Source organism: Paenibacillus sp. J31P13, assembly GCF_056269295.1.
In genome coordinates, this window is record NZ_JBWDNR010000017.1 from 24,318 (window position 1) to 49,429 (window position 25,112).

The window sequence follows — 25,112 nt, forward strand, 5'->3', positions numbered from 1 at the left end:
TTAATAATGGATGCCTAAACAAAGTACCCAGGTAAGTAGACAGTTCAATACATCCAAAAAATTACCAAATTTTGTTCGATTACATTAGTTAAAAAGACCTACAAATTGGAAAAAATAGCGGTCATTTGTCGAATAATGCCCGAAAATTGTCCCCGATCGTCGACACGTTTTTACAAACTCTTCAATACTTCGAGAGTATAATAGATTTGAGACCACATGAGTGCTAGATAAGGAGCGTGCCCCGAAGCGCCTATGGACAAAAACCACTTACTTATACAATTGCAGTCGCTGCGGCTAAAGCTTCATGAAATAGCCGAGGCACGCGGCAGTTTGACAGATCCGGATGTTCTGGCGATTAGTGAAGAGGCCGATCAACTTATTGTTGCGATACAGTATTTACAACGAAATGAGCTAACCCATATTTCAATACGCCGCGAAGATATGTAAAGGATCTATCGTTTTCGCAATCGGCGGAAAAATTGAGTTAACAAATCTGCGCACTCGGATTGCAGAATACCGCTTGTGAGCTCCGTTTCATGATTGAAACGGGGCTCTTGTAGTAAGTTCATGAGTGTACCGGCACAGCCAGCCTTAGGATCGGTTGTGCCGTACACAACACGTTTCACACGAGATTGAACAATAGCGCCTGCACACATCGGACAAGGCTCCAGCGTGACGTATAGCGTACAATCGAGCAATCGCCATGCACCAATTCGTTCACAGGCGTCACGAATAGCAACCATTTCAGCGTGAGCGGTGGGATCGAACCGAGTTTCTCTCAAATTGTAGCCCCATCCGATAATCTCATTATTTCTAACAACAACAGCTCCGATTGGTACTTCCCCAATCTGCTCGGCTTTTTTTGCTTCTGCAATAGCTTCCAGCATCCATTTCTGATCTTCTTGTTCTCGTAACATAAGTAAAACTCCTTTATAAATCATTCATTGTACAACGAACAAATATTCCGTTGTTAACATGTGGTGCATAACTTTGTGGATAACTACACTATATGCACATATTTACGCACAAATTATTCAGGGGTGTTTATAAAAACTGTTGATAGTGTTAACAAACTGTGGATAAGTTCATTCTGTAATACCTAAATCAGACGTATTTTGGATATGTGAGCCCATACTGCATGCTCATCTTCTCAAAGGATGTGTCGTTCATTGTCAATTAAGATGAAATTTTCAGTTTTGATCACACTTATCGTTTTAACTATTTTCATTTTCTACCACTTTATGAATGAGTATTCCACGATTCAGAGCATGAATGAGCAAACGCAGCAAACGATGAAGGAAACATCCATGCATGTGGCAAATTCTTTTTCTTTTTACGAAAAACAACTAACTGGAAATTTTCTGCAATTAGGTGATGGCTCTTTCGGTCCAGAGCATGTGTTTGATATAGTGAAATCTTTAAATCCAAATATAAAGGAAATAACCGTGTTTGAGCAAGACACATTACAGGTTCCTTACGGCACGTATACATACCTCGATTCAAAGAGTGATTATTCAATCATAAATAAAGAAATAAGAAATTCTTTTTTGCTGCGCAAAATGAACATCAACGGAGAACCTTATTATCGCAGCTACTATTCCACTGACAAGATGGGCATCTATATCATTAGCATTGTATACGATGGGAAGGCTATAACACAGGTAATTGCCGATAGACGCGACGATACACTCGTTTATACGAGCATTACGATGGTTGTTGTACTCTTTGTCAGCTATTGGCTCGTTGGCGTGATGATTAGACCTTTGAAGGATATCTTGTGGAAGGTCAATGAGGTCTCCTCCGCACGATTTCATCAACCCATTCAAATCAAAAGTAAGGATGAATTTGGATTGCTTGCGTTAAAGGTCAATGCCATGTCACAAAATTTAAGCATCTATATGAACAAGCTGCGTAGAGCCTTTGAGGAAAACCGGCGAATGAAAGAGCATTTGGAGTCCTTTATCAATAATACGAGTGATGCCATTCATCTCTTTGATTTAGATGGAAGGGTCATTCAAGTAAATCGTGCATTCGAGCTGCTGTTTGGCTATGACGAGGATGAGGCGATTGGTCAAATCTATCCTATATTGCCTGTATCCCAAATAGCGGAGTTACAATATATGTTGGATCAGCTCTTAGCGGGTAAGGTGCTTCCGGCTCAGGAAACGTTTAGAGTAACCAAAGCGGGGGAAATGATTCCAGTCAGTGTATCGATCTCGGCGATTCGTGATTCGGATAGCACGATCCGGGCGTTTGCCAGTATTTCAAGAGATATGCGAAGTCGTAACAAGATGGAGGAGCTGCTTCGCAGGTCGGAGAAGCTCACAACGGTGGGCCAATTGGCAGCAGGAGTAGCGCATGAAATTCGAAATCCACTTACGACGCTGCGAGGCTTCCTGCAGCTTCAGCAGGAGAGTAAGAAGCTTACCTTATCGCATGTAAGCCTCATGTTGTCTGAACTTGATCGAATTAATTTGATTGTCGGAGAATTTCTCATTTTGGCAAAGCCTCAGGCGACGAAGTTTGTCACTAGAGACGTTAGAGATGTTCTTCAAGATGTTATTTCGTTGATGAACAGCGAGGCTATCTTACATGATATTGAATTTCGGAGCTCCTTCACGGATGAAGATTGCCGTATTTCTTGTGAAGAAAATCAATTAAAGCAGGTATTTATTAATTTACTCAAAAATGCGATTGAAGCCATGCCGAACGGCGGTTTGATTCATATGTATATCTCTCATAAACGCGGATATATTTCCATTTCTATTACAGATGAGGGTATGGGTATTCCAGAGGATATGATTGCGAAGATTGGTGATCCTTTCTTTACGGCAAAAGAGACCGGTACAGGTCTTGGAATCATGGTCAGTCAGCGTATTATTAACACTCATCGCGGAACACTGGATATTAAGAGTCAAGTTAATGTAGGCACAACCGTACAATTAATGCTTCCTGCTTTGAAAGAAGATAGCGAGAGCAGTATACTAGAAGCATAAACATGAGCGGGACTTCTAGTTAATGAAAGAAGGGAGCGATAGACGCTGGAAAAGCATGTGAGTACGGAAAGTTTAAGTGAGATATACTCGCCACAGGGGGAGGCATCGAGCTTCACATGTCTGTTAGTTGGAGCATCTGGACTTGTAGGCTCTGCACTGCTCAAACAGCTCGTTCATGATCCTTTAGTACATAAAATAACGGTTCTATCCCGACGCCCTTTGGATGTACAAGGATTAGGAAATAACACGACTCTCTCTAAGCTGCATATCATTGTAGCCCCTTTCAATGATTTTGATGCGGTTTTAAAAAATGTAGATGCTGATGTGGTATTCTGTACACTTGGAACGACCATAAAAGTCGCTAAAACGAAGGAAGCATTCCGTGTGGTAGATTATGAATATCCTCTTGCATTGGCAAAATGGGCTGAGAAAAATGGCTCTTATCACTTTCTCGTCGTTACCGCAATGGGGGCGTCCACAAGCTCTATGTTTTTTTACAGCAGAGTGAAGGGTGAACTGCAAGAGAAATTGGCGATGCTTGTAAAACCTGCTGTTCATGTTTTTCAGCCGTCACTTCTGCTGGGGGACCGGCCCAAAGCACGGCTGGGCGAATCAATTGGTGCATGGTTTTCCACATCATTGCAATTTATGATGGTTGGACCCCTGCGAAAGTACAGGGCAATCAAGGGCGAGTATGTAGCTCAGGCGATGAAGCAGGTAGCAAGCCAGGCTATTCTGAAGAGCAGTAAGCATATTACGGCGCCGGCAACCGGAATTCAATATTATACATCGGAGAAAATAGCCGAGCTGGCATTACATACAACGGGGTGAAGCAGAGTTGAGGATTAATAAATTCATAAGTGAAACAGGCTACTGCTCCAGACGTGAGGCGGACAAGCTGGTAGACAGCGGTCGCGTCACTATTAATGGAGCTGTGGCGATGCTTGGCAGTCAAGCAGAGCAAGGTGATGACGTTCGTGTGGACGGACGTAAAATTGGAGAGCAAAAGCGACATGTATATATTGCCCTTAATAAGCCTGTTGGGATAACTAGCACGACTGAGCTCCATATCAGAGGCAATATTGTTGATTTTGTCGGACATAGTGAGCGAATCTTCCCAATTGGGAGGCTGGATAAAGATTCAGAGGGACTTATTTTGCTGACCAATGACGGAGATGTTGTTAACCCTATTCTTCGTTCAGAAGGAAAACATGAGAAAGAATATTTGGTTACCGTGGATAAGCCTGTGACGGCTTCTTTTTTGCAGGGTATGTCGAGCGGTGTACATATTCTTGGAAGCATGACGCTCCCTTGTGAGGTAACAAGAGTAACGGATCGTGTATTCCGAATTGTTTTAACCGAAGGACGCAATCGACAAATTCGCAGAATGTGTGAAGCGTTCGGCTATCACGTGAGAAGACTGCAACGGCAGCGAATTATGAACATTCAGCTTGGCGGACTGCAAGTAGGCAAATGGCGTGATTTGACGGATGCAGAGAAAAGCACATTGTTTCAGACTTTAAGCTATGAGCCGCAATAAAAGATAAAGAAAAATCCCCTGTATGGATACGCTGGATGCGATCAAGACAGGGGATTTATTTTATGGAAAACTGATCATGTATTATTTCGTTGTCGAAAGTGTCTGGACAATAGTAGGATCGGAGTATGAATGGATAATAGAAACCTCTACTCGACGGTTTTTGGCTTTGCCTGCGACCGTATCATTGTCACTAACAGGGCGATACTCACCATATCCAATTGCGCTGAAGCGTTCAGGTTTTAGGTTTTTATTTTCAAGTAAAATATCCATGAATCGAATGGCGCGCGTAGAGCTCAAATCCCAGTTGGATTTGAAAAACATATTTGAAATGGGAGTCGTATCGGTATGACCGGATACAACCACTTCATAATCTGGATATTGCTGAAGCATAAGCCCAATCGCAGTAGCAAGTTCTTTTGATTCTGCTTTCACGTCTGCTTTCGCCGGAGCGAATAGTGCCGTATCGCTGATCGTAATCAAAAGTTGAGAGAAATTAAGCTTCGTTTCCAAATCAGAGGTTAGCCCATTCTTTTCAATATAGGCGTCCACTTTTTTCTTAAGATCTGTGAGCTCTGCTTGTTCCTGTTTGATAAGCTCCTCACGTGCTTTTTCTTCTTCACTTTTTGTCATTGTAGATTCGTTTTTCTTATCTTTATTTAGTTCATCTTCGATATTCTTCTTGCCATCAGCTTCACCTGTTTTGATGACGGATGTCTCAGATAGAACACCGCTGCCGCTGCTGAGAGCAATATTGAAGGCTTGGGACATATCTTCGAACTTTTTGACATCAACAGAGTTCATGGAGTACAGCACGATAAAGAGTGCAAGTAACAGAGTGAGCAAGTCGGCATAAGGAATGAGCCAGGATTCGTCAACATGCTCCTCGTGTTCTTCGTGTCTATGCTTTTTGCTCAACGGCTCCTTCCTCCTTCTCCTTCATCTGCAATCTCTCTGTAGGCGTGAGGAATACCGATAGCTTCTGATTAATAGCAATGGTAGACACGCCTGACTGAATGGATAGAAGCCCTTCAACCATCATAAGACGGATTTGAATTTCTTTCTTCGACATACGTTTCAACTTATTGGCAATAGGATGCCAGAGTACATATCCTGTGAATATACCGAGCAATGTTGCTATAAAGGCGCCGGCAATTGCGTGAGCCAGCTTAGTCATGTCACTCATATCAGCAAGTGCTGCAACCAAGCCTACAACCGCTCCGAGTACACCAAGCGTAGGCGCATAGGTTCCTGCTTGCGTGAAGATCAAAGCACCGGCCTTATGGCGATCTTCTGTAGCTGCGATATCTTCCAGCAATACATCGCGAACAAGATCCTGATCATTTCCGTCAATAATCATACGCATACCGTTGCGAAGAAACGCATCTTCAATATCATCTACTTTAGCTTCAAGAGCGAGCAAGCCTTCACGACGGGTAATGGATGCATATTCCATGAATTGCGTAATCAATTGGTCACGAAGAGGCAGCTTCTGCTCAGAAAATACCATTTTGAACAATTTTCCTAGTTTAGAAAGCTCGGACATCGGAAATGCAATTAAAACAGATGCCGCAGTTCCTAAAATAATGATCATAAAAGCAGCCGGATTCAAGAGAGAGGACAGGTGTGCCCCTTTCAAAACCATGCCTCCGAGTACAGCGACAAAACCTAATACAAGACCTATAATTGTTGAATTTTTCATCATACACCCCGTCCAAATCATTTTCGACATTTATCTACTTCTTCTATTATCGACAAAAAGGTATTCTGAAGTTAGAGTAATTGGAGGATTTGAAGGAGAAGGCGTTAAAAATTCATAAAATGCGGTAGAATAGTAGGAAGAAGTGAAAAAATCTGACGATAGCAAAGGTGGATTATTCCTATGGGAGTCAAACATGCAAGAGAATACGTGGATATATTAAAGGATTTGACAGCAGCGGTAGGAAATATTGAAGGCAGCTACACTTTTTTTGAAATGGAAGAGGAAGAATGGGACGTACTCTCTGCTGACGATCGTCATGAAGTAATGGAAGCTTTGGCGGATGATGTTTTTTTCGGCTTGGGTGAGGACCCGGTGATTGAAGTGGGCAAGGGTACGATCACTTATAATAGCAAACATCACATCATAGAAGTGGCTCAAGGTGATAAAGTCACTCAGATGATAAGATTGATTTAAATTTACGGCAAAAACGAATGTGATATGTGAAATTATTGTCGGTTCTTTACAATTAATGTCGACTAGATTACAATTTCACTTAACACATGGTAGGTTATTTGACACCTCCATGACAGGAGGACGCTATACATGCATGCCAAGCATGGAATACCAAGGCTGCCGGAAGCGCTTGGACTAATCGATGAGAAGCTAGCAGCGTTTTATCAGCCAATCATTGCAATGGATACGAGACGGATTATAGGGTACGAGGTGCTTGGAAGAGCAGTGAAGAACCAGCTTGTTCGCAGCCTCGGTCCTTTTTTCTGTAATGATCAAGTGTCCGATGACGATCACATTGTTGTGGATCGGCTGTTGAGAGAGCAGGCTTTTGCCAAGCTTTCGGAGTATGAAGAGCCGCCTATGCTGTTTATCAATTTAAAGCCTTCATGGATCTATCGCTATGAGGAATTTGGAGAGCTATATACGCTATCGTTATTGGATAAGTACGGGATTGATCCTCATCGTATTGTAATAGAAATTACAGAGCAAACCTTTCAAGGCACAATGGATGGGCTGCGTGCAGTTGTCGACATCTACCGTGCCAGAGGATGCATGATTGCAATTGATGATGTTGGAAGCGGGTTTAGCAACATGGACCGCATCGCCCATATCCAGCCCAATATGCTCAAAATAGATATTAAAATGATCAAGAGAAGTGCTACACATGACGGTTATTATGGTGTGCTCCGTTCCTTCTCTGATCTAGCAGAAAAAATAGGCGCATCACTGCTCGTAGAGGGTGTTGAGACCCAAGAGGATTTGGCGCGTGCTATCGGGGTTGGCGCTCGTTATGTGCAGGGCTTTTTATTTGCTCAAGCGGAGCCGGAGTTTAGAGCTCCTGATTGCTTTTCTTCCATTATAGAAGCGGAGCTTGAGCATAATTTGAAGCGTTTTATCGGTTCAGAGCGGTTTTGGCAGAGGGAAGCTGAAGCATTCGTCAAGATTGTGCATACGGTTAATCTTTCGTTGGGGCTAGATGAATGGATTGAAGCGCTGCTGCCTAGGCTCCCAGAGCACAGCATGCGTCTATATATATGTAATGAAGAAGGTATTCAGCTTTCCTCTAATTATTGCCGGATATCGGCTGAAGAGTGGCGGCGTGAAGAGCAGTATCGCGGTGCAAATTGGAGCTGGCGGCCTTATTTTGTACCTAATCTTGTACAGCTTAATGAGTATCGCAAAGCTACCGTATCCCGTGCCTATACGGATCTTGACTCACAGCTATGGATACGAACGGTTTCTGTTCTCGTTGCGCCTGGACTTATTCTATTTAAGGATTTAAGGGATAAGGAGAGGGAAGTACAGCGCCTCTAGCCATCTATAGGCTCGTACACCATACAATGACACTCAAGAGAGCCCTTCGGAGTCTCCAGTGTATAAGTATCAGTTATATGGAAGCCGGCATGCTCATAAGCTCGGACAGCTCGTTTGTTCCACGTCGCTACCTCAAGATCAATTTCATGTTCGGGCTGGCGTCTACGAGCTTCTAAGGCTATGCACTGAGCTAAGGCTGGACCGAGGCCATGGCTGCAGAGATCAGGACGAAGCCCTAGGCCTAACCGGGTCACGCCTGCGATAGGGAAAAATTGTGCATAGCCAATCAACTCTAACTGATCACCCAGAACAGCAGCATATTGCGCAGCACGCAGGACGGAATCGCCAAACTCGGTTTCGTCTTTTTTCATTTGATCCCAGGAAGGCCAATTATAAGAATCGTAAGGAGCATCGTAGCTCCAGAGGCAAATGGCTTCAGCATGCCAAATTTCCATTGGATGTATAGTCATAGCCATCCCATCTCGTTTATAATAAGTGGAGCTTTGCGTTTGGTTCATTAGTTATTACCTCCAATGCATCATTTGCTTTGCAATGAGCAAGATGAACGATGCAGGATAATTATATCAGATTGGCACAATGGGATGTTCGTGCATAAGGAGAAACAATCGCATGAAAAAGTTATTATGGCTGGGTTGTTTAAGCTATTTGTTGATTGGTATTGCCCATGTGGTGGGCGGCGCTATTTTAGAACAGTTAATGGCACACTATGATTTGGTCTACCAAGATGGCGGACAATGGATTATGAATCAATTTCTCGGATTTCTAGTTGGCGTGCTGTTAGCCCCGTCTATTACAGCAAGAATGGGCAAAAGAGGAGCGGTGCTTCTAGCGATTGGCGTATTGACTGTTGGTGAAGCGGCTTACAGCCTGCTACTCCCTTGGGGTTATATGCTTGCCATTGCACCGTTTGCAGGTCTTGGCTTTGGTATGACAGAAGCTATCGTAGGCGCGATGATTATCGATCTAGTTAAGAATGGAAAGGCTTCTGCAATGAGCCGTTTGGAAACCTTTTTTGGCGTCGGGGCACTGCTAATTCCTATAGCTGCAGCATATCTGATTCAAAAAAACGTGTGGCAGCTATCCTTTCCGATTCTGGCGGCTATATCCGGCATAACCTTTGTTCTTTGGCTGACGACCTCTTTTGGTGAATTGGATGATCAGCTCGTCGTTCAACCGCGCTCTAGCGACGGTTCTGAGGGCTCTAAGACGGCCAATCCATCAAAGGTAGGATCTGAAGGAATATCTGTCTTCTTTGGCTATCAGCGCAAGGTATTGCCGTTTCTATTGCTCTCGGCACTATTCTTTATGATCTATGTAGGGATGGAAATGAGCTTTTCTAACTATTTGCCATCCATTTTAATTGATCGTTCCGGGGTGGGAGAAGCGAGTGCGACAGCTGTGCTCAGCTTGTTCTGGGGAATGATGGTGTTTGGTCGGTTATTTGCAGGCGTGCTTGCTGAACGTATGGGCTATTCACGTTATTTGTTTGTTGCGACTGCAGGAGCTACGGTCGTCTTGATTCTTATGGCGCTAATGGGCGAGCTCAGCTGGATGCTTCTATTTGTAGCGCTAAGCGGATTATTTTTCTCAGGTATATTCGGTATCGCGCTCGTCTATGCTAATGGACTCATACCTGGCATGACTGAGCGGACAACGAGTTTACTCGTTGCTTGCGGTGGTCTGGGCGGAGCCATTTTCCCGCGTTTAACAGGCTGGTTCATGGATCAATATAGTATTGAAACCACGATATGGTTTATAAGTGCACTTGTGGTCCTTATGCTGCTGCTGCTCGGAACGATGCTCTTATTAGGAAGAAATCAAGTGAATCACAATTTGTTATCCAGTAAATAACATAGTAAGGAAAAACCTCCACATTCGTTGTTTCAAAACGGATGTGGAGGTTTATTTATTAGTATCTAGAAATATTTTTGCGGATGAGAAGAAACAACAAAGCCGCATATCATTCCTCTTTCCTCTTAAGGAGAGAAATAATTGCGGCATTGTTGGGTGAGCTTATCTTATAGCCTAGGGGGCTAGGATCGCTCTATTTTTCGTCAGCATAATTAGAGAATGATTCAGAGTCCATAACGCGACGCGCAGTCACGTAGCTGTCCTCATAATAAGAAGAGCTAAGTTTGTCTGTTACAACACCTCGGCTAGAGGATGAGTGTGCAAACTTACCATCTCCAATGTAAATGCCAACGTGGGATACGGAGCCGTTATTGCTGCCGACCGTGTCGAAGAACACGAGATCTCCCGGTTGTAGGTCAGCTTTAGCGACCTTCGTACCTGCTTTTGCTTGGGATGAGGAAGTGCGCGGTAGGTCAATGCCCATTTTCTCGAACACATAGCTCGTAAAACCGGAGCAATCAAAACCTTTCGCCGTCGTTCCACCGCTTTTGTACGGGCTACCAATAACATTATCGATATATCCGTTCATTTTTGAGGCTGCAAAAGCGCTTCCCGTTTGAAATGCAAGCAAAAGAACAAAACCAAAAATAACTGCTGAAAACTTTTTCAATTGTGAAGCTCCTTCCAATGCCGACGAGGTTAGCTGTGGGGTTCGGTTGAAGGCTCCCTATGATTCCTCAGGCGCTGCGAAAAATCAGCGTCGAAATCAATTCACCCAGAGTGGTTCCCCCGTTTCCCCGAAGGGAATTAGGCCGTTTTTTTATTGCTCTTAACAATTATTCTTTTTTTCTCATTAATTTCCTGCCTTTACTCGTTAATTCTAATAATTCTCATGTAACCTTCTGACGATAAGGCTCGTTTAAACATCTTTCTTGCCATTAAACAATGATTAAAAGTACTTTCTAACGATATGTCATGACTCATTTTCATTAATTATGTGGATTTCATGTAAAATATGCCGATTTGTCCTTGTGCGGCTAAGTCATTTGGACTAGCTTAGAGGCTAGCAAATCGTGATCGTTATTCGGTTTTTATCGAAAAATTAAAAATATCTCATTCAAAAAAAACCTTCCAACTAGTTGGAAGGTTTTGATGTATATAGACTTCCCTTTTGAATGTAAAAGGGATTGCTATTAAGATTTTGATTGCAAATATTCATACTGAGCGGCGATGGTCCACACCCTGACCAGAGTGCGAATGAGATAATAGCCCTGATGAAGAATAAGTGCGAACAAACCTGCCCAAAGCATGGATAGACTAGATACAAGGAGACCTAGCGCTGCACCGATAGCCCACATTACGAGCGATATCGCTGCATAGGAGAGAAAGTTTCTTAGAGCGCGCCATAGGTTGCTGAAGGCGCCTGTGCCGTTTGCTGCACCAAGCTGCATAGCAAGAAAGAGAAGATGAAGCACCGTTGCCCATAGCAGCCATACTGCCGCTCCTGGCAGCACCGTCTTGATCAGCTCCGGAGTTGATCCGCTCGATAGCATGGCGTTCAATGCTCGAGGCAGCAGCCACCAGGCAGGGGCGATTGCGAGAACGGACTCTACCCAGTAGAGCAGCATAACAGGCTTCCATGCTCTGCGGATACCTTCTAGGAAGCGGGTGTTGGACTGGCTTCTGAACTGATTGAGCGAGTAGAATAACCCAGCATTAAATAAGGGTGTGAGCAGCATTCTGATGGCTAACAAACCGCCTAGTGCCCATATATAGGGCATGATCAGATCTGTTTTAAACAGTTGGAACTGAGCCTCTGTCAGAAAGAGCTGACGAGCTCCTTCGGCAGGGTAGGAGCTCGGGTAGCGCCGCAGCAGGGGTGAGACGACCGAATCGATAAAGCGGTATAAGAAAAATCCCCAGAGCAGCTGATATAGAAAGAGTAGAATGACAAAGTGAAAGTGTTTGACCGCCAGCTGCCAGCCTTGCTTCATGTGTATCTTCATTTTTTTTCGCTCCTTGAACGCGATTACTTACCAGCCCAGTGCTCCGAGAAGCCCCTCAATAAACGTCACTGTGCCTAGGTTCCAACGTACACGTGTTTTTTCTGGCAGCTGTGCTTGCATATAATTGTTAATATGCTTGTTATCGAGAACATTGTTATGCTCGGGATCAATGATAGCCCATTGAAGCGGAGAGGTATGCAATTGATTGAATTGAATATTCGATTCTTCACCATTCCATCGCTTCGTTATCTTCGTACCGTCTGTAAACTGAAGAACGACAGGGATATCGCCGTTTGTTCCACCATGCCTGCTTAAGACAACAGTCGATTCATACATTTGTGAGCCATTTTCCATGACTGGCTTGACTTGAATGGACGCTATTGAATAATCGGCCATTTGCTTGTCATATACATAATTTCTGAAGTATTCCGTCCATTTTGTTTTGGTTACCTGCTCCACAACACGCTGGAAATCGGCTGTTGAGGGATGCTTAAATTTATATTTTTGAAAATAAGTCCGCAAAATCTTCTGCATCGTTCGTGATCCAACCTCATTCTCAATGCCAATGAGTACAAGCTTCGCTCGCATATATACATTTTCAGCATATTGCGTATGACTGCTGTAGCTCCATGAAAGCAGCTTAAGCGGCGCAGGATCAGTCATATAGCTGGCTTCGAGCGGTAGGTTTGCTTCTAGACCATAAGCGGTTTCCATCACTTTATCCTCGGCATAGGAAGTAAAGCCCTCATCCAGCCATGCTTCTTCGAATTCGTTAGAGGCAGCCATGCCGTACCAATATTGGTGACCAATTTCATGTACGACCGTTCTTTCTAGATCATACCCAGGGTTCTCGGATTCAGCTGAGAATGCCGTAACAAGCGTTGGATATTCCATCCCGCCTGCCCCTCCAGCACCCTTAGGCGGTACGACAATTGATAATGTACTGTATGGGTATTCGCCATACCATTTCGCATAGCTCGATAACGCAGATTTGGCTGCATGCATATAGCGGTCCTTAAGCTCGGCATGTGAAGGGTCTAAATAGAGCTTGATTCTTACGCCGGGAATGCCCGTATCGGAGTATGCAGTCTCTTCATAAACAAAATTAGGTGATGCCGACCAAGCAAAGTCATGCACATCATCGGCATAGAATTGATAGATCTTCGTTTGATCTTTCATTTCAATTGCTTTCGTTTGAAACCCAGTTGCTGCTACGGTGTAGGCTTCAGGTACATGAATCCTAACGCTGTAGATACCAAAATCGCTGTAAAACTCGGAATTTCCATGGTATTGATGTGCATTCCAGCCCTCCTCCGCGCGGCCGCGGGTCCCGGCAGTTTCGTATACAGCGACTTTAGGGAACCATTGGCCAGCCATTACGAAGTCACCAGAGTAGCCCATTCTTGCAAAAACCTCTGGCATCTTTACTTCATAGCTCATTCGCAATGTAACGGATTGTCCAGGCGCCACTGGCTCAGGCAGGCGAATTCTTGCTAAGGTGAAGTCATTCTCATTGCCATCATCGGGCTGAGCATATTGCAGCCTCGGCAGGAGACTTTCCCCGCTTTCTGTTTGCAGCGTTAACAGCTTCATATAACCGGTGCTGTTCGAGGTAGCTTTGTCTGAACGAAGCTTGCCGCCAGATTCTTGCATAAACGTCGTTTTGTCCGATTGGAATGCGTTGGGGTAAAGGTTAAAGTAGAGCTCGGACACTGTTTTTTTGCCTGGATTGATCCAGGTCACCGTTTGTTCGCCGTCCAGATGCTGCGCATCCTCGCGTAATTGAACGTTGATATGATACTCAACAATTCGTTTGCTAAGGGATTGCGGCTTAGGAGTCAAAACCGTATTCGGCTCCTGTACAACAGGCGGCTTGGACGATTTTTGGGCAGGAGCAGGCGCTTGCGCAGTCATGCCGGCAGTAGCGAAAGCATAAGTGTATTGTGATTGCCAAGCAGCCCCGAAGCCGTACTGCACAGACAAGCCGAGCGTGACGACTGCGAGTATTACGATTACAAATCGTTTGAAATAGCGTGGAGTCATTGAACGTTTCCCTCCCGTTGACAAGCATCTACAGCATGTATATGTTTGCTTTTCGAGGAATATTAGCTAAAATGGAATTAATGTATGGGGAAGGTGTGATTGAACATGACGGAAGAACAAGGATTGCCTGCTCAACCGGAAAAAAAGGAAAAGAAATCACTGTCGCTCAACGTAGTGAGCAACAAACAACATAAAGGTTTTGGAGCAGGAACAATCGATTTAAGTGCGGTATCCTGTATTATTATTGATGATGGTGTTGCCTACATCGATGTTGGCGCTATGCACGCAAAGAGCAAGGTTGAACGCGGCATTAAGTTCTCGACAAACAAAGACGATACGCCGAATGGACGCCAATGCTGGATTGTATGGGTAGCTGTCGATCGTAATGAGGAAGGCTCCTATTATGCAGGAGCACAAGCTTGCGAGATGCTAATCGATACGGAAGCACGCCGCGGATGGAAAATTCTTGCTGACCATGTGAACAAGCTGGATCACTCCCTTAAGCGCCGTTATAATTTGACGGAGCTTGGCGATGTAGATAGAGCAGCGCTTCGCAAGCTATTGGTTGAACACAATCAAGAGTGGTGGGATCGTTCACCGGAAGAGCTGAAGCAGGCATTGAACGTATAATAGGACGAACCTTGCGACTTTAATAGAAGCTGACTAGTTCACTATATAGGAGTAAGGAATAAGGATGAGAACCTCATCGTTCGTGAAGCTTTCTTTACGAATGATGAGGTTTTCCGCGTTATAAGGGGCTTTGCAACAGAAAAAAATATTTTTTTAGAGAAGGTGCAGGGTAAGCGAGGGCGGTTGACGTCTATTAAGTTGGGAAGGGGGGGAGCGACATTCAAGACGAGGATTGGATCAAAGCAGTACAAAGCGGAGGGCCCGAGCACTATCGACCGTTCGTACAAGCCTATGGTCCTTATATATATAAAACAGTCTTCGCAGTTCTTCATTCGCCGCATGACGCGGAGGATATTACACAAGAAGTACTGCTGCAAATCTATCGCTCCCTTCCAGATTGCCGATTAGATGGGCTGAAGACGTGGATTACCCGCATTGCTGTCAATCGGGCTATTGATTTCAAGAGAAGCAGAGCGCGTAGACCTGAGGAATTGACGGATAGTGAGGATATGTCTCAGAAGGTTCACGAAGAGACAGGGGGCATCCCTGCTGCTGAGATGACGGCTATTGAGCTTGAGGACAGGCGTCAGGTACGAAGACAGGTAGAAAAAATGCCTACTAATTATCGCGAGGTCGTAACGGCTTATTATATGGAAGACAAATCCTATGAACAAATTGCAGCGGATACGGGGCTGGAACGCAAGAGTGTGGAATCTAGACTATATCGAGCCCGAAACTGGATGAAGCGCCACTGGAGAAAGGAGGATTTCGAATGAATGACGGCAACAAGAGGAGTGAAAATTCAATCAACAAGGAAGGGTTAATTGGGGGGGACAACTCCGATCAAATGAAACGATATGTTCTCGGACTATTGCCAGAAGATGAGCAGTTTCAGATGGAACAGCAAATGCAAGCAAATGATGCATATTTAGAGCTGTTCATGGCAACGGTTGAGAGGGTTGAGGCAGAAGCTGCGCTAACGCTTGATGAACTAAAGCCTATATCGCCTGACATGGAGCTGATTGAACAACGCGTAGTGTCACAGTTATTAAGCGAACAGAAAGCGATAGTTCCGATGGAGCTTGTACAAAAAGAAGCCCTTTCGCAGGCTCCTAAGCCAGTTGTCCATGAGAAATCATACCGAAGAACCACTTGGCTGCAGCATCCTGCTACACACTACACGATAGCTGCCTCAATCACGCTGCTTTTGCTTGGGAGCGGTACCTTCTCCTCATTCTCACAAAAGCTTGCGCAGATTGATATGAATGCAAACGTGCAGAAGCCTAAGCCTTCCATATCAGTCCCTGTAGATGAACAATCGGAATCCTGGTCGGACAAAATAGTGGACCAAACAGGATCATGGCTAGATGGACTTCAAAAGATCCGTTTTAAATAAATCGGTAATCAAAGAATGAGAGGAATGATAGATCCATGAATAAAAATCCGCTTGTCGCGTTTTTTCTTTCGCTTATACCGGGGGCTGGGTTTGCGTATTTGGGGCGGGCTTTCCGCACCATTTTCTATGGAGGGGCTTTCTTTGGCTCCCTACTAATAGCCTTTCTTTTAGCTATTTCGAACAGCGATGCTGAAGAGTTTATCATTTTCTTCATGTTTGTTGCGGCAATAGCCTGGGGGATAAATATGATTGATATGATCTTTATGCTTATTTCAGGTAAAGCACTGGGTCTGCAAGGTCAGGGAGGAGGAACTGCTCCTAATGGCGCTTATCCTGAATTTCTAGCTGGCCACGCTTCGTTGTCGCTTGAGCATCAGCGAGAGAAGTCGCGCACCATTATGATGTCTATTGTGCCTGGTCTGGGGCATATGGGTCTTGGACTCATGCAGCGCGGAATTACGCTGCTGATTTCATTTATTGGGCTTTTTGCGATAATCGTGTTCCTCAGCTCGATTATGAACACGGGAGCGCTTCTTATTTTCTTATTGGCTTTGCCAATCATATGGATTTACGGCATGTTTGATGCGATCCAGCTTCTTCAGGCGAAGCATCGGGGAGAGCAATTGATAGATCGTGCAATATTTGAGGATCTGGAGTCGCATATCTCATCCGGACGTAAGAACAAGGTGTTTGCTATCGCTTTGTCTATTTTCCCTGGCGCGGGCCATCTATACCTTGGACTGCAAAAGCGGGGACTTCAACTCATGGGCGGCTTCCTGCTGGCTATATATATTATGGATAATTTGCGGTTGTCACTATTTTTCTTTCTTCTTCCGTTGTTCTGGTGCTTTGCGTTCTTCGATGCGCTGCAGCAGGTTTCACGATATGAACGTAATGAGTTGACAGATGAACCGATTGTGCAGCAATTCGTTCCTTATCAACGCTGGTTTGGTATTGCTATGATTGGCTTTGGTATCTATTATTTGCTGAATCGTGTCGTATCCGATCTAATAGGTAGATATTTTGGGAAATTCTACGATGCATATATGAGTGTAGTCTATGTGATTCCGACGGTTATCGTATCCTTTGTTCTTATATTCCTTGGCTTGCGGTTAACGTTTGGCCAGACAGGAGCTGCCAAGAAGACAACAGCGCCTCCTGTCCATCCACGTAAAGAGGAGGGGATAAAATGAGTCAAGCAAACGTTATAAATGATTCAGTGAGGCCACAAGGCATCCGTACTTGGCGCGTTGGCTCCTTATCAATGGGTGTAACACTATTGCTAATGGGAACGGCGCTTGCCGTATCCCTATGGCAAAATATTGAGGCGTACGAAATACTTATGTGGATAGCTCCAATCGTATTTATCATGTTAGGTGCAGAACTGTTGCTTTACTTGAAGTTTTCTGGCAGTGAGCATGCTATCGTACGTTACGATTGGATCAGTGTATTTTTTGTAGGGACAATAGGTATCATTAGTTTAGGACTCGCGCTACTCATGTCTACAGGTCTATTCGATGAGCTGCAAAGAGGGCTGCAAATGACACAACGCTCGGCTTTTGTTGAGACGAAGACGGAGCAAGTGCCAACCACTATTAATAAAATTGTCATAGATTCATTGAGTGGATTAAATATTGATGAAATTGATACGCGTGAGGTTAAGCTTCTAGGGCAAATCCAATATTGGTCATCAGACAAGCTGGAAAAGGGTTTGAACGATAATATCCTTAAAATTAATACAGTTGGAAGTACGATGTATGTCACGATAGGATCAATTGCTCACAGGGACGGCGGTTTGATATCTGACACAGTAGCTGCGCAGCTAACCCTAGTGGTTCCTAAGGGAGTAGAGGTCGTTCAGCGCAGGTCATAACGTTTCCTTATAGAAAAGAGAAGAAGCTCAGGGCAATAGCCCTGAGCTTCTTCTCTTTTGTTATTCGATTAACCAACTGTATTGTAAGTCATAATCCAGACGGATCCAGCAACGATCGTTAATAGTATAACGAGTCCGAATATAAGAGCCATCAAGTTGTAACGCGGTTTCTCTTCATCGCGAATGTGCATGAAGAAGATCAGTTGTACGGCAAACTGCAGGATAGCCATTACAAGAATGACTATAGTTGTAGCTTTTTTGCTCAATAGATCATTAAGCACGACAACGAGTGGAATAACCGTCAGGATTATAGAGAACAGGAATCCGATCACATATTGCTTCATTGAGCCGCCATGGGAGCCGTGTGCATCCTGTGCATGTGTATTATGCTTCTCCATCCTACATCACCCCCATCAAGTAAACGATCGTAAATACGAAGATCCATACGACGTCAAGGAAGTGCCAATATAAGCTGATGATGCCGACTTTACGTTTTGTTACCGGCGTGATGCCCCGGCGTTTCAGCTGGAGCATAATAGAAATCATCCAGACAAGTCCAAGCGATACGTGGAGTCCATGCGTACCTACCAAGGTGAAGAAGGCTGACCAGTACGCACTTGTACCAATCGTAGCACCCTCATGCACCAAGTGCATAAACTCAGTTACTTCCAAATAGATAAATGATGCGCCAAGCAATGCCGTAATGGCGAGCCAAGTAATGAGGCCGCGTTTATTGCCTTTATTCATTTCTAGAACGGCTATTCCGCTCGTAAAGCTACTTGTGAGAAGGATAAACGTCGAAATGATTATCCCGTTTAATTCGATAAGCTCCGCACCAGTCGGTCCAACATCCGTACTGAAACGAAGGACGACAAAGGTAGCGAACAAGGTACCGAATAGAATAACGTCGGTAATAAGAAACAGCCAGAAGCCAAATGTTTTTAATGATTCTTGATCGTGATGATCATCATGGTGACCGCCGCCGTGTACGGCTTCGTGACCACCATGCGCTCCGGCTTTCTTGGAAACTGCATGTGCCATTATTTTGTCCCCCTTAACGCTGCTTCCGTACGTTCAATCTCTTCTACCGAGATGTAATAATCGGTGTCGTAGGAGAACGAACGAACAAGCATACAGATGGCTACGCCGACTAGACCAGGAATCGCCATCCACAGCCAATCCCATACAAATCCGAAGCCGGCGATAAACCAGCAGATCGACATGATGAAAGGAATACCTGAGTTTTTAGGCATATGAATCGGTTCAAGCGGTGCAAGCGGTTTGGCAGGCTCGCCATTAGCGATACGCTGCTTCTCTTCCCACCAATCATCTTGATGAGTAACTTGCGGTATGCGAGCAAAGTTATATAACGGTGCAGGTGATGGAATTGACCACTCAAGTGTACGACCATCCCAAGCATCGCCATTTTTTTCTTTTTTGTAGAATCTAATACTGTGAGCAATTTGCCATACTTGGAATAGGAATGCGATACCCATCAAGAATCCGCCGACTGTTGAAACCACGTTAAGCGGCAACCAGCCCATATCGAAGTCGTATGTGTTGACACGACGAGTCATACCCATTAAACCAAGTACATATTGCGGCATGAAGCAGACATAGAAACCAATGTTCCAGAACCAGAATGCCCATTTACCAAGGCCTTCATGCAAGCGGAATCCGAATACTTTTGGCCACCAGTAATAAAGACCTGCGAAATAACCGAACACAACGCCGCCGATAAGCACCTGATGGAAATGCGCGATCAGGAAGTAGCTGTTGTGGAACTGGAAGTCGGCTGGTGCGACTGATAAGAGTACGCCGGTCATACCGCCTATGACGAAACACGGAATGAACGCGACTGCCCACATCATCGGGGTCGTAAAGGTAATACGTCCTCGGAACATCGTGAACATCCAGTTAAAGACCTTCACCCCGGTCGGGATGGCAATAAGCATAGTTGTTAAGGCAAAGAATGCATTGACGTTAGCGCCGGAGCCCATCGTGAAGAAGTGATGCGCCCAAGTGAAGAACGAGAAGAAACTAATAGACATAAGGGCAAATACCATTGATTTGTAGCCGAATAGTTTTTTCTTCGAGAAGGCTGAAACAACCTCAGAGAAAATACCGAATGCCGGCAGTATGACGATATATACCTCGGGATGTCCCCACATCCAAATGAGGTTGATATACATCATTGGATTTCCTCCGCCGTCGAGCGTAAAGAAATGTGCGCCCAGATAGCGGTCAATGAACAGCAAGAACAATGTTACGGTTAGAATTGGGAATGCGAAAATGATAGTGACACAAGATGAGAAAACAGACCATACGAACATCGGCATTTTCATAAGTGTCATGCCTGGTGCACGCATTTTTAGAATCGTAACGATAAAGTTGATCCCTGTTGCCAAGGAACCAATACCGGAAATTTGAATACCCCAGATATAGAAGTCCTGTCCAAGACCCGGACTGCCTGACAGTTCAGAAAGCGGTGGATAGGCAAGCCATCCAGCATCTGGCGAACCGCCGATAATGAATGATACGTTAAACAGCATCGCACCAAAGAAGAACATCCAGAAGCTTAGTGAGTTCAGGAATGGAAAGGCAACGTCACGCGCCCCGATGTGTAACGGTACAACAAGGTTGAACAAACCAAACATGAGCGGCATGGCCATGAACAAAATCATAATAACGCCATGCGTGGTGAATATCTGATTATAATGCTCTGCTTGCAAGAAATCTAACTGCGGTGCAGCGAGCTGCACACGCATAAGCAACGCATCAACGCCGCCGCGGAAGAGCATAAGCAATGAAGCGATGACATACATAATACCGATCTTTTTATGATCGACAGTAGTTAGCCATTCTGTCCAAAGCCAGCGCCATTTTTTGAAAAAGGTTAGTGTAAATATGATGGCAACTACCGATAATCCGATAGATACTTGAGCCCCTAAAATAAGCGGGTCGCCAGTAACAAAGAACTCGGAAGCGAAGTCTTTAATTTTGTCTAACATACGGGACCTCCTAAAAGTTTTGTGAAGCAAAACTTCACTTCGTAAGCATTGACTTAGTTTTGTGAAGCAAAACTTCACTTCGTAAGCACTAGCTTAGTTTTGTGAAGCATATTTGCTTCAAAGCATCTGAATACGCGGGATTAATGTCCCGCGTGATTAGCATGTGCATTAGTGTCGCTGTCTGATGGCGTTTCATCCTTAGCGGGAGTTTCGTCTGACATATCCATATCTTCAGACATATCCATCTCTTCAGAATCTGAAGATCCGCCATGATGGTGACCGCTATTGGAGCCATTTGCGTATTGCATAACGATTTTATCGAACAGACCCTCAGGGAAGCTGGAGAACAATTGCTTCTCGGATGAACCCGGCTCAGTCAGCTTCTCAAAGCCTTCCATAGTAAGAGCAGGAGACGTTGCTTTGACATCTGCGATCCAAAGCTTGTAGTCCTCTTCTGATGTTGCATCTACTTTAAAGCGCATTTGCGCAAAATCTTTACCGTTAAAGTTGGCGCCTGAGCCAAAATAACTGCCTTGCTCATCGGCTTGCAAGAAGAGCGTCATCGCCATGCCTGACATGGTATAGATTTGACCGCCAAGCTGCGGTACCCAGAAGGAGTTCATGGCAGTGTCAGAAGTAAGCTGGAACTTAACTGGCACATCCTCAGGGATTTTAATGTAGTTGACGGTAGCAATGCCTTCCTCCGGATATTTGAATAGCCATTTCCAATCAAGTGACGTGACTTGAATGGTTACCGGCGCCTTTTCAGATACAATAGGCTTTGAAGGCTCGAGTGCGTACGTGTACTTAACAGTGATCACTGCCAAAATCAAGATGGCAACAATCGGAATACTCCACCAAGTAACCTCTAGCTTCGTGTTGTGCTCCCAGTTCGGCTTATATGAAGCCTTTCTTCCTGCCTTATCACGATAACGCCAGACGATAATGCCTGCCAGGATTAGCGTAGGAATGATAATAACTGCGCAAATAATGGTAGAGATATAAATCAGGTCTTTCTGAGACTCACCGATTGGTCCTTTTGGATCGAGCACAATTAATTGCTCGCCGCAGCCTGAAAGTGTAAAGGCCATCAACAAAAAGAGTATCGGGGTCAGCATACGAATAAACGGTCTCATATCGGTTCAACTCCTCAAAATTACTGCTTACGTTTACAATAGCAGATATGATACGGAATAACTGCGGGGTTAACAATTACGTCAATAATTCGTCTTTATTCTGTAATACAAAGTTCACGTCTTAGACAACAGTTATAAAGTGGATATTAATGCTTCATTATAAGAGCCGTATTTATATGGTGTCTGTAAAATATGAATGAAGATCTTAAACCTATTAAAATGATTCTCTTTTCTCTTCTTTTAATACCCACTTTTGCTCATTTTGTCACATATATAATAGATATATATAAGCACATATAACAAAACAAAGAGGCAGCCCTAGGGACTGCCTCTTTGTTTTGTTATGCTGATTTACATTTGCTGATCATTGGAGTCCATTGAGGACTGATCTTGATTCCGTCTTGCATGCACAAGTCCGATTGCAGTTCCAATTACATAAATATGAACACTGCCGATTAGGAATCCGATACCAACCATGAGACCGACATTTTTATCACTAAAGTGGCTTAAGTTAATTAAACAAAGTAGAACACCGATACCAAGTATGCCCCAAGCAATGGCGGTCATAGCTTTGACAAGACGCTTTACATCTGATTTGGAAGGTTGAACTTGGCTAATTATTGCTGTTTTTGTTGTCATTTTGAACACCTCTGATTATTGTAAGTGTTTTCTTTGTATTTACTATACCACAACTTACCATAAAAGTTCAAAGAAAATTCACTTTTTGATCATAAAACAGACAAAAATGTGCAAAGGTCACCGGTAGAGAATGTGCAGGAGGAGCTTCCTCATTATGAGTAAAAGTAGAAAGAAGCTCCCTTAGTCTGTCCACCAACGTTTTAAATCATTCCACCATGAACGTCCTTTTTCACCTTTGGCATCGTTCTTATTGTTAGCTTCATCTACTGCAGCAGGCTCACCGCATACATCAGTCGGTTCTGTTCCAACCAGAAAGTTCTCCAGCCTCTTATTTGCACAGCTGTCTGCGGCAAGCTTGCCGCTAGCTGGATCGATGTATGTGCTAACGACACCTGCTGGCACTGAAAAGATTTTTGGTGGAACAGATGCAAGCGCCTGCTCCGTAAACTTTGCAAATATAGGTGCAGCTCTGTACGCCTCCGCTACTGTCAGCTTGCGATCCTTATCGTAGCCCACCCATACGGCAGTTGCGAGCTCAGGCGTATAGCCAACAAGCCAAGCATCTGTCGGTGTAGTGCCCGTCTTGCCAGCGACAGGCCGCTTCATAATAGAAGAAACTCGTAAGCCGGTGCCGCCTTCCTGGAATACGCTCTCCATTAAGCTGGTCATTACATAAGCTTCAGCAGGAGCAATGGCTTGTACGGCATTACGCTTTGCTTCATATAGAACTTCGCCTTTGCGATCTACGATTCGTAAGATAGCTATGGGCTCGACATGAATGCCTCCATTAGCGAAAGTTCCAAAGGCGGAAGCCATCTCGAAGGGGCTGACCGGGAATGTACCGAGCGCAAGTGACGGCACGGGCTGCATTTTGCTATGGATACCAAGCTTTTTAGCTGTTTCAATAACTTTATCTGCACCTACAGTCATAATTGTATTTACGGCATAAATATTGTCTGAGCTTGCAATCGCTTGGCGCATGTCAATGAGATCATTCACATACTTCTCTCCATAATTACGCGGCTCATAGGTTTTACGTCCTTCATCATAGGTGAACACCGTCGGCTCACTCATGAACTTAGTGACGGGTGTCATAAACCGACTTTGCAGTGCGGTTAAATATAGGAAAGGCTTGAATGAGGAGCCGGGCTGACGCGTTTGGGCGAACACACGGTTAAATTGATTTTTCTTATAGTCCCGTCCCCCAACCATCGCTTTGATATATCCGCTTCTCGGATCAATAGCAATTAAAGCTGCCTGTTGCTCCGAGCTTTCGGGCATTCCCTTTGCAATAACCTCCTCCGCGGTTGCTTGCGCCACAGGATCGAGTGTCGTATATATGGTAATGCCGCCCTCATTGAGCAAATGCTCATTAATACCAAGCTTATCGACAGCGATATTCCTTATATAGTCACGGAAATACGGAGCGAATCCTTCTTGCTTGCCTGATCCCAACGTCTGAAAGTTAAGTACCTCCGCATAAGCGGCGTCGGCTTGTTGAGATGTAATGGAGCCGCCCTCCAGCATAGCCTGCAAAATCGTTAGCTGACGATCCTTCGCGTTTTTCATATTCAAGTAAGGAGAATAGTATTTGGGCCCCTTAGGGATGCCTGCCAGCATGGCGCTCTCAGCGAGCGATAGCTCCGAGGCATGTTTGTCAAAGTACATCATTGCGGCTGCTTCTATGCCATATGAGCCATGACCATAATAGATTTGATTTAAATACATACCCAAAATTTCGTCTTTTGAATATCGCATCTCCAGCTGGGCGGTGTATATGGCTTCCTTCACCTTGCGCTGCCAGGTTCGCTCATGTGTCAAATACAAATTACGCGCAAGCTGCTGTGTCAGCGTGCTTGCTCCTTGACGTGTAGATAGGCTTTGCACGTTGACCATGACAGCACGCGCCATTCCTTTCATATCAAAGCCATGATGATTGTAGAAGCGACGATCCTCGATGGCGAGTGTTGCATCAATAACGTAATGAGATATATCTGCCAGCTGAACGGAGCGTCGATTCTCTCCAGCATGGAAGGTGTCTATGACATTGCCCTGCAGATCCAGCATCTGCGAGGTTTGGCTGATGGAGGCAACAGGTAAGGCTTGCGTACGTAAATAAATAAGCATGCCGGATACTAGGAGCACGAGCACCGTAAACAATGCTGTACCGATTCGAAGCCATTTTTTCATTTTCATAAGCTGGGGAAGAAACCGCTCAGTGATAATAGGGAAATAAGGTCGACGGCGGGATTTTCCCGGTCGATTGGAATGCTTTTTCATGGAGCAGGCTCCCTTCGGTGCAAAGCTACACTTTTCCTTAGTATGGAAAAATAGAGAGCGTACTATTCATGAGGAGAAGGCAATCCATTAAATTTTTCTATAGATGACGGGAAAAGGTTGCTTTTTTGGGGTAATTAACTATAATACATCTTGAACGATTGAAG

At 44.6% G+C, this 25,112-nt stretch carries 25 protein-coding genes and 1 riboswitch; of the genes, 12 read left to right on the forward strand and 13 right to left on the reverse strand.

Annotated elements, in window-relative coordinates; all coding sequences use genetic code 11:
- The first annotated feature begins 252 nt into the window (after positions 1–252).
- Positions 253–447 (forward strand): Spo0E family sporulation regulatory protein-aspartic acid phosphatase, encoded by a 195-nt coding sequence (locus tag AC0YOD_RS27795; RefSeq protein WP_475802593.1) that lies wholly within the window; start codon positions 253–255, stop codon positions 445–447.
- Between the two features lie 5 nt (positions 448–452).
- Here the strand turns inward: AC0YOD_RS27795 and tadA are convergent, their stop codons facing one another.
- Positions 453–917, reverse strand: a complete 465-nt coding sequence (gene tadA / locus AC0YOD_RS27800) for a tRNA adenosine(34) deaminase TadA (protein ID WP_475802594.1) — start codon at positions 915–917, stop codon at positions 453–455.
- A 264-nt stretch (positions 918–1,181) separates the two neighbouring features.
- Here tadA and AC0YOD_RS27805 point away from each other — a divergent pair, with 264 nt between their 5' ends.
- From AC0YOD_RS27805 to rluF, 3 genes are read left to right on the forward strand one after another with little or no spacing between them, the layout of a single operon-like run.
- Positions 1,182–2,996, forward strand: coding sequence for an ATP-binding protein (locus AC0YOD_RS27805; protein ID WP_475802595.1), 1,815 nt, complete (start codon positions 1,182–1,184; stop codon positions 2,994–2,996).
- 57 nt (positions 2,997–3,053) lie between these two features.
- Positions 3,054–3,827 carry an NAD(P)H-binding protein gene (locus AC0YOD_RS27810; protein WP_475802596.1) on the forward strand — a complete coding sequence of 258 codons (774 nt, stop codon included), beginning with the start codon at positions 3,054–3,056 and terminating at the stop codon, positions 3,825–3,827.
- 7 nt (positions 3,828–3,834) lie between these two features.
- Positions 3,835–4,536 carry a 23S rRNA pseudouridine(2604) synthase RluF gene (gene rluF, locus AC0YOD_RS27815; protein WP_475802597.1) on the forward strand — a complete coding sequence of 234 codons (702 nt, stop codon included), beginning with the start codon at positions 3,835–3,837 and terminating at the stop codon, positions 4,534–4,536.
- An 81-nt stretch (positions 4,537–4,617) separates the two neighbouring features.
- Here the strand turns inward: rluF and AC0YOD_RS27820 are convergent, their stop codons facing one another.
- Entirely contained in the window at positions 4,618–5,451 is an 834-nt protein-coding gene (locus tag AC0YOD_RS27820) for a flagellar motor protein MotB (protein ID WP_475802598.1), read from the reverse strand.
- The gene (gene motA / locus AC0YOD_RS27825) at positions 5,435–6,235 is read right to left on the reverse strand and encodes a flagellar motor stator protein MotA (protein WP_475802634.1); all 801 of its coding nucleotides are present in this window, start codon (positions 6,233–6,235) and stop codon (positions 5,435–5,437) included. Before motA ends, AC0YOD_RS27820 begins: the two co-directional genes overlap by 17 nt.
- 180 nt (positions 6,236–6,415) lie before the next feature.
- Here motA and AC0YOD_RS27830 point away from each other — a divergent pair, with 180 nt between their 5' ends.
- Together AC0YOD_RS27830 and AC0YOD_RS27835 are read left to right on the forward strand one after the other, a co-directional pair.
- A complete protein-coding gene (locus tag AC0YOD_RS27830; protein ID WP_475802599.1) occupies positions 6,416–6,709 on the forward strand; it encodes a hypothetical protein in 294 nt (97 codons plus the stop codon).
- A 129-nt stretch (positions 6,710–6,838) separates the two neighbouring features.
- Entirely contained in the window at positions 6,839–8,062 is a 1,224-nt protein-coding gene (locus AC0YOD_RS27835) for an EAL domain-containing protein (RefSeq protein WP_475802600.1), read from the forward strand.
- Here the strand turns inward: AC0YOD_RS27835 and AC0YOD_RS27840 are convergent.
- Positions 8,059–8,580, reverse strand: coding sequence for a GNAT family N-acetyltransferase (locus tag AC0YOD_RS27840; RefSeq protein WP_475802601.1), 522 nt, complete (start codon positions 8,578–8,580; stop codon positions 8,059–8,061). The two genes, AC0YOD_RS27835 and AC0YOD_RS27840, sit on opposite strands and share 4 nt — an antisense overlap.
- 112 nt (positions 8,581–8,692) lie before the next feature.
- Here AC0YOD_RS27840 and AC0YOD_RS27845 point away from each other — a divergent pair, with 112 nt between their 5' ends.
- Positions 8,693–9,934, forward strand: coding sequence for an MFS transporter (locus AC0YOD_RS27845; RefSeq protein ID WP_475802602.1), 1,242 nt, complete (start codon positions 8,693–8,695; stop codon positions 9,932–9,934).
- A 193-nt stretch (positions 9,935–10,127) separates the two neighbouring features.
- On the opposite strand, the gene AC0YOD_RS27850 is transcribed toward AC0YOD_RS27845, so the two are convergent.
- The 3 genes from AC0YOD_RS27850 to AC0YOD_RS27860 form a co-directional block, all read right to left on the reverse strand.
- Positions 10,128–10,604 (reverse strand): C40 family peptidase, encoded by a 477-nt coding sequence (locus AC0YOD_RS27850; protein WP_475802603.1) that lies wholly within the window; start codon positions 10,602–10,604, stop codon positions 10,128–10,130.
- A gap of 3 nt (positions 10,605–10,607) precedes the next feature.
- Positions 10,608–10,758, reverse strand: a riboswitch (cyclic di-AMP (ydaO/yuaA leader).
- A 369-nt stretch (positions 10,759–11,127) separates the two neighbouring features.
- The gene (locus AC0YOD_RS27855) at positions 11,128–11,940 is read right to left on the reverse strand and encodes a hypothetical protein (RefSeq protein ID WP_475802604.1); all 813 of its coding nucleotides are present in this window, start codon (positions 11,938–11,940) and stop codon (positions 11,128–11,130) included.
- Between the two features lie 27 nt (positions 11,941–11,967).
- A complete protein-coding gene (locus AC0YOD_RS27860) occupies positions 11,968–13,983 on the reverse strand; it encodes a M1 family metallopeptidase (protein WP_475802605.1) in 2,016 nt (671 codons plus the stop codon).
- Between the two features lie 105 nt (positions 13,984–14,088).
- Between AC0YOD_RS27860 and AC0YOD_RS27865 the strand changes: the two genes are divergently transcribed.
- The 5 genes from AC0YOD_RS27865 (at position 14,089) to AC0YOD_RS27885 (ending at position 17,882) form a co-directional block, all read left to right on the forward strand.
- Positions 14,089–14,613 carry a YwhD family protein gene (locus AC0YOD_RS27865; protein WP_475802606.1) on the forward strand — a complete coding sequence of 175 codons (525 nt, stop codon included), beginning with the start codon at positions 14,089–14,091 and terminating at the stop codon, positions 14,611–14,613.
- A gap of 302 nt (positions 14,614–14,915) precedes the next feature.
- Positions 14,916–15,389, forward strand: coding sequence for a sigma-70 family RNA polymerase sigma factor (locus AC0YOD_RS27870; RefSeq protein WP_475802635.1), 474 nt, complete (start codon positions 14,916–14,918; stop codon positions 15,387–15,389).
- On the forward strand, positions 15,386–16,009 hold the full coding sequence (locus tag AC0YOD_RS27875; RefSeq protein WP_475802607.1) for a hypothetical protein: 624 nt from the start codon (positions 15,386–15,388) through the stop codon (positions 16,007–16,009). The genes AC0YOD_RS27870 and AC0YOD_RS27875 overlap by 4 nt, the downstream gene beginning before the upstream one ends.
- 35 nt (positions 16,010–16,044) lie before the next feature.
- Positions 16,045–17,202 carry a hypothetical protein gene (locus AC0YOD_RS27880; protein WP_475802608.1) on the forward strand — a complete coding sequence of 386 codons (1,158 nt, stop codon included), beginning with the start codon at positions 16,045–16,047 and terminating at the stop codon, positions 17,200–17,202.
- Positions 17,199–17,882, forward strand: a complete 684-nt coding sequence (locus tag AC0YOD_RS27885) for a hypothetical protein (protein ID WP_475802609.1) — start codon at positions 17,199–17,201, stop codon at positions 17,880–17,882. Before AC0YOD_RS27880 ends, AC0YOD_RS27885 begins: the two co-directional genes overlap by 4 nt.
- A 68-nt stretch (positions 17,883–17,950) precedes the next feature.
- Here AC0YOD_RS27885 and cyoD read toward each other — a convergent pair whose 3' ends face one another.
- The 6 genes from cyoD to AC0YOD_RS27915 all read right to left on the reverse strand — a co-directional run bounded on the left by cyoD (position 17,951) and on the right by AC0YOD_RS27915 (position 24,948).
- On the reverse strand, positions 17,951–18,280 hold the full coding sequence (cyoD, locus tag AC0YOD_RS27890) for a cytochrome o ubiquinol oxidase subunit IV (protein WP_475802610.1): 330 nt from the start codon (positions 18,278–18,280) through the stop codon (positions 17,951–17,953).
- A 1-nt stretch (position 18,281) separates the two neighbouring features.
- On the reverse strand, positions 18,282–18,923 hold the full coding sequence (gene cyoC, locus AC0YOD_RS27895; protein ID WP_475802611.1) for a cytochrome o ubiquinol oxidase subunit III: 642 nt from the start codon (positions 18,921–18,923) through the stop codon (positions 18,282–18,284).
- Positions 18,923–20,893, reverse strand: coding sequence for a cbb3-type cytochrome c oxidase subunit I (locus tag AC0YOD_RS27900; RefSeq protein WP_475802612.1), 1,971 nt, complete (start codon positions 20,891–20,893; stop codon positions 18,923–18,925). Before AC0YOD_RS27900 ends, cyoC begins: the two co-directional genes overlap by 1 nt.
- A gap of 140 nt (positions 20,894–21,033) precedes the next feature.
- Positions 21,034–22,029: a cytochrome aa3 quinol oxidase subunit II gene (qoxA, locus tag AC0YOD_RS27905; protein ID WP_475802613.1), complete on the reverse strand. Its 996-nt coding sequence runs from the start codon at positions 22,027–22,029 to the stop codon at positions 21,034–21,036.
- A gap of 351 nt (positions 22,030–22,380) precedes the next feature.
- On the reverse strand, positions 22,381–22,668 hold the full coding sequence (locus tag AC0YOD_RS27910) for a hypothetical protein (RefSeq protein WP_475802614.1): 288 nt from the start codon (positions 22,666–22,668) through the stop codon (positions 22,381–22,383).
- Positions 22,669–22,848: 180 nt separating this feature from the next.
- Complete coding sequence (locus tag AC0YOD_RS27915) at positions 22,849–24,948, reverse strand: transglycosylase domain-containing protein (protein WP_475802615.1); 2,100 nt, start codon at positions 24,946–24,948, stop codon at positions 22,849–22,851.
- Between the last annotated feature and the right edge of the window lie 164 nt (positions 24,949–25,112).

Bases quoted from the DNA above. Each gene is read 5' to 3' on its own strand.
- tadA (WP_475802594.1), bottom strand. From the start codon at position 917: ATGTTACGAGAACAAGAAGATCAGAAATGGATGCTGGAAGCTATTGCA.
- AC0YOD_RS27855 (WP_475802604.1), bottom strand. From the start codon at position 11,940: ATGAAGATACACATGAAGCAAGGCTGGCAGCTGGCGGTCAAACACTTT.
- AC0YOD_RS27795 (WP_475802593.1), top strand. From the start codon at position 253: ATGGACAAAAACCACTTACTTATACAATTGCAGTCGCTGCGGCTAAAG.
- cyoC (WP_475802611.1), bottom strand. From the start codon at position 18,923: ATGGCACATGCAGTTTCCAAGAAAGCCGGAGCGCATGGTGGTCACGAA.
- AC0YOD_RS27835 (WP_475802600.1), top strand. From the start codon at position 6,839: ATGCATGCCAAGCATGGAATACCAAGGCTGCCGGAAGCGCTTGGACTA.
- motA (WP_475802634.1), bottom strand. From the start codon at position 6,235: ATGAAAAATTCAACAATTATAGGTCTTGTATTAGGTTTTGTCGCTGTA.
- cyoD (WP_475802610.1), bottom strand. From the start codon at position 18,280: ATGGAGAAGCATAATACACATGCACAGGATGCACACGGCTCCCATGGC.
- AC0YOD_RS27875 (WP_475802607.1), top strand. From the start codon at position 15,386: ATGAATGACGGCAACAAGAGGAGTGAAAATTCAATCAACAAGGAAGGG.
- AC0YOD_RS27805 (WP_475802595.1), top strand. From the start codon at position 1,182: ATGAAATTTTCAGTTTTGATCACACTTATCGTTTTAACTATTTTCATT.
- AC0YOD_RS27900 (WP_475802612.1), bottom strand. From the start codon at position 20,893: ATGTTAGACAAAATTAAAGACTTCGCTTCCGAGTTCTTTGTTACTGGC.
- AC0YOD_RS27830 (WP_475802599.1), top strand. From the start codon at position 6,416: ATGGGAGTCAAACATGCAAGAGAATACGTGGATATATTAAAGGATTTG.
- AC0YOD_RS27860 (WP_475802605.1), bottom strand. From the start codon at position 13,983: ATGACTCCACGCTATTTCAAACGATTTGTAATCGTAATACTCGCAGTC.
- AC0YOD_RS27865 (WP_475802606.1), top strand. From the start codon at position 14,089: ATGACGGAAGAACAAGGATTGCCTGCTCAACCGGAAAAAAAGGAAAAG.
- qoxA (WP_475802613.1), bottom strand. From the start codon at position 22,029: ATGAGACCGTTTATTCGTATGCTGACCCCGATACTCTTTTTGTTGATG.
- AC0YOD_RS27840 (WP_475802601.1), bottom strand. From the start codon at position 8,580: ATGAACCAAACGCAAAGCTCCACTTATTATAAACGAGATGGGATGGCT.
- AC0YOD_RS27845 (WP_475802602.1), top strand. From the start codon at position 8,693: ATGAAAAAGTTATTATGGCTGGGTTGTTTAAGCTATTTGTTGATTGGT.
- AC0YOD_RS27915 (WP_475802615.1), bottom strand. From the start codon at position 24,948: ATGAAAAAGCATTCCAATCGACCGGGAAAATCCCGCCGTCGACCTTAT.
- AC0YOD_RS27885 (WP_475802609.1), top strand. From the start codon at position 17,199: ATGAGTCAAGCAAACGTTATAAATGATTCAGTGAGGCCACAAGGCATC.
- AC0YOD_RS27910 (WP_475802614.1), bottom strand. From the start codon at position 22,668: ATGACAACAAAAACAGCAATAATTAGCCAAGTTCAACCTTCCAAATCA.
- AC0YOD_RS27880 (WP_475802608.1), top strand. From the start codon at position 16,045: ATGAATAAAAATCCGCTTGTCGCGTTTTTTCTTTCGCTTATACCGGGG.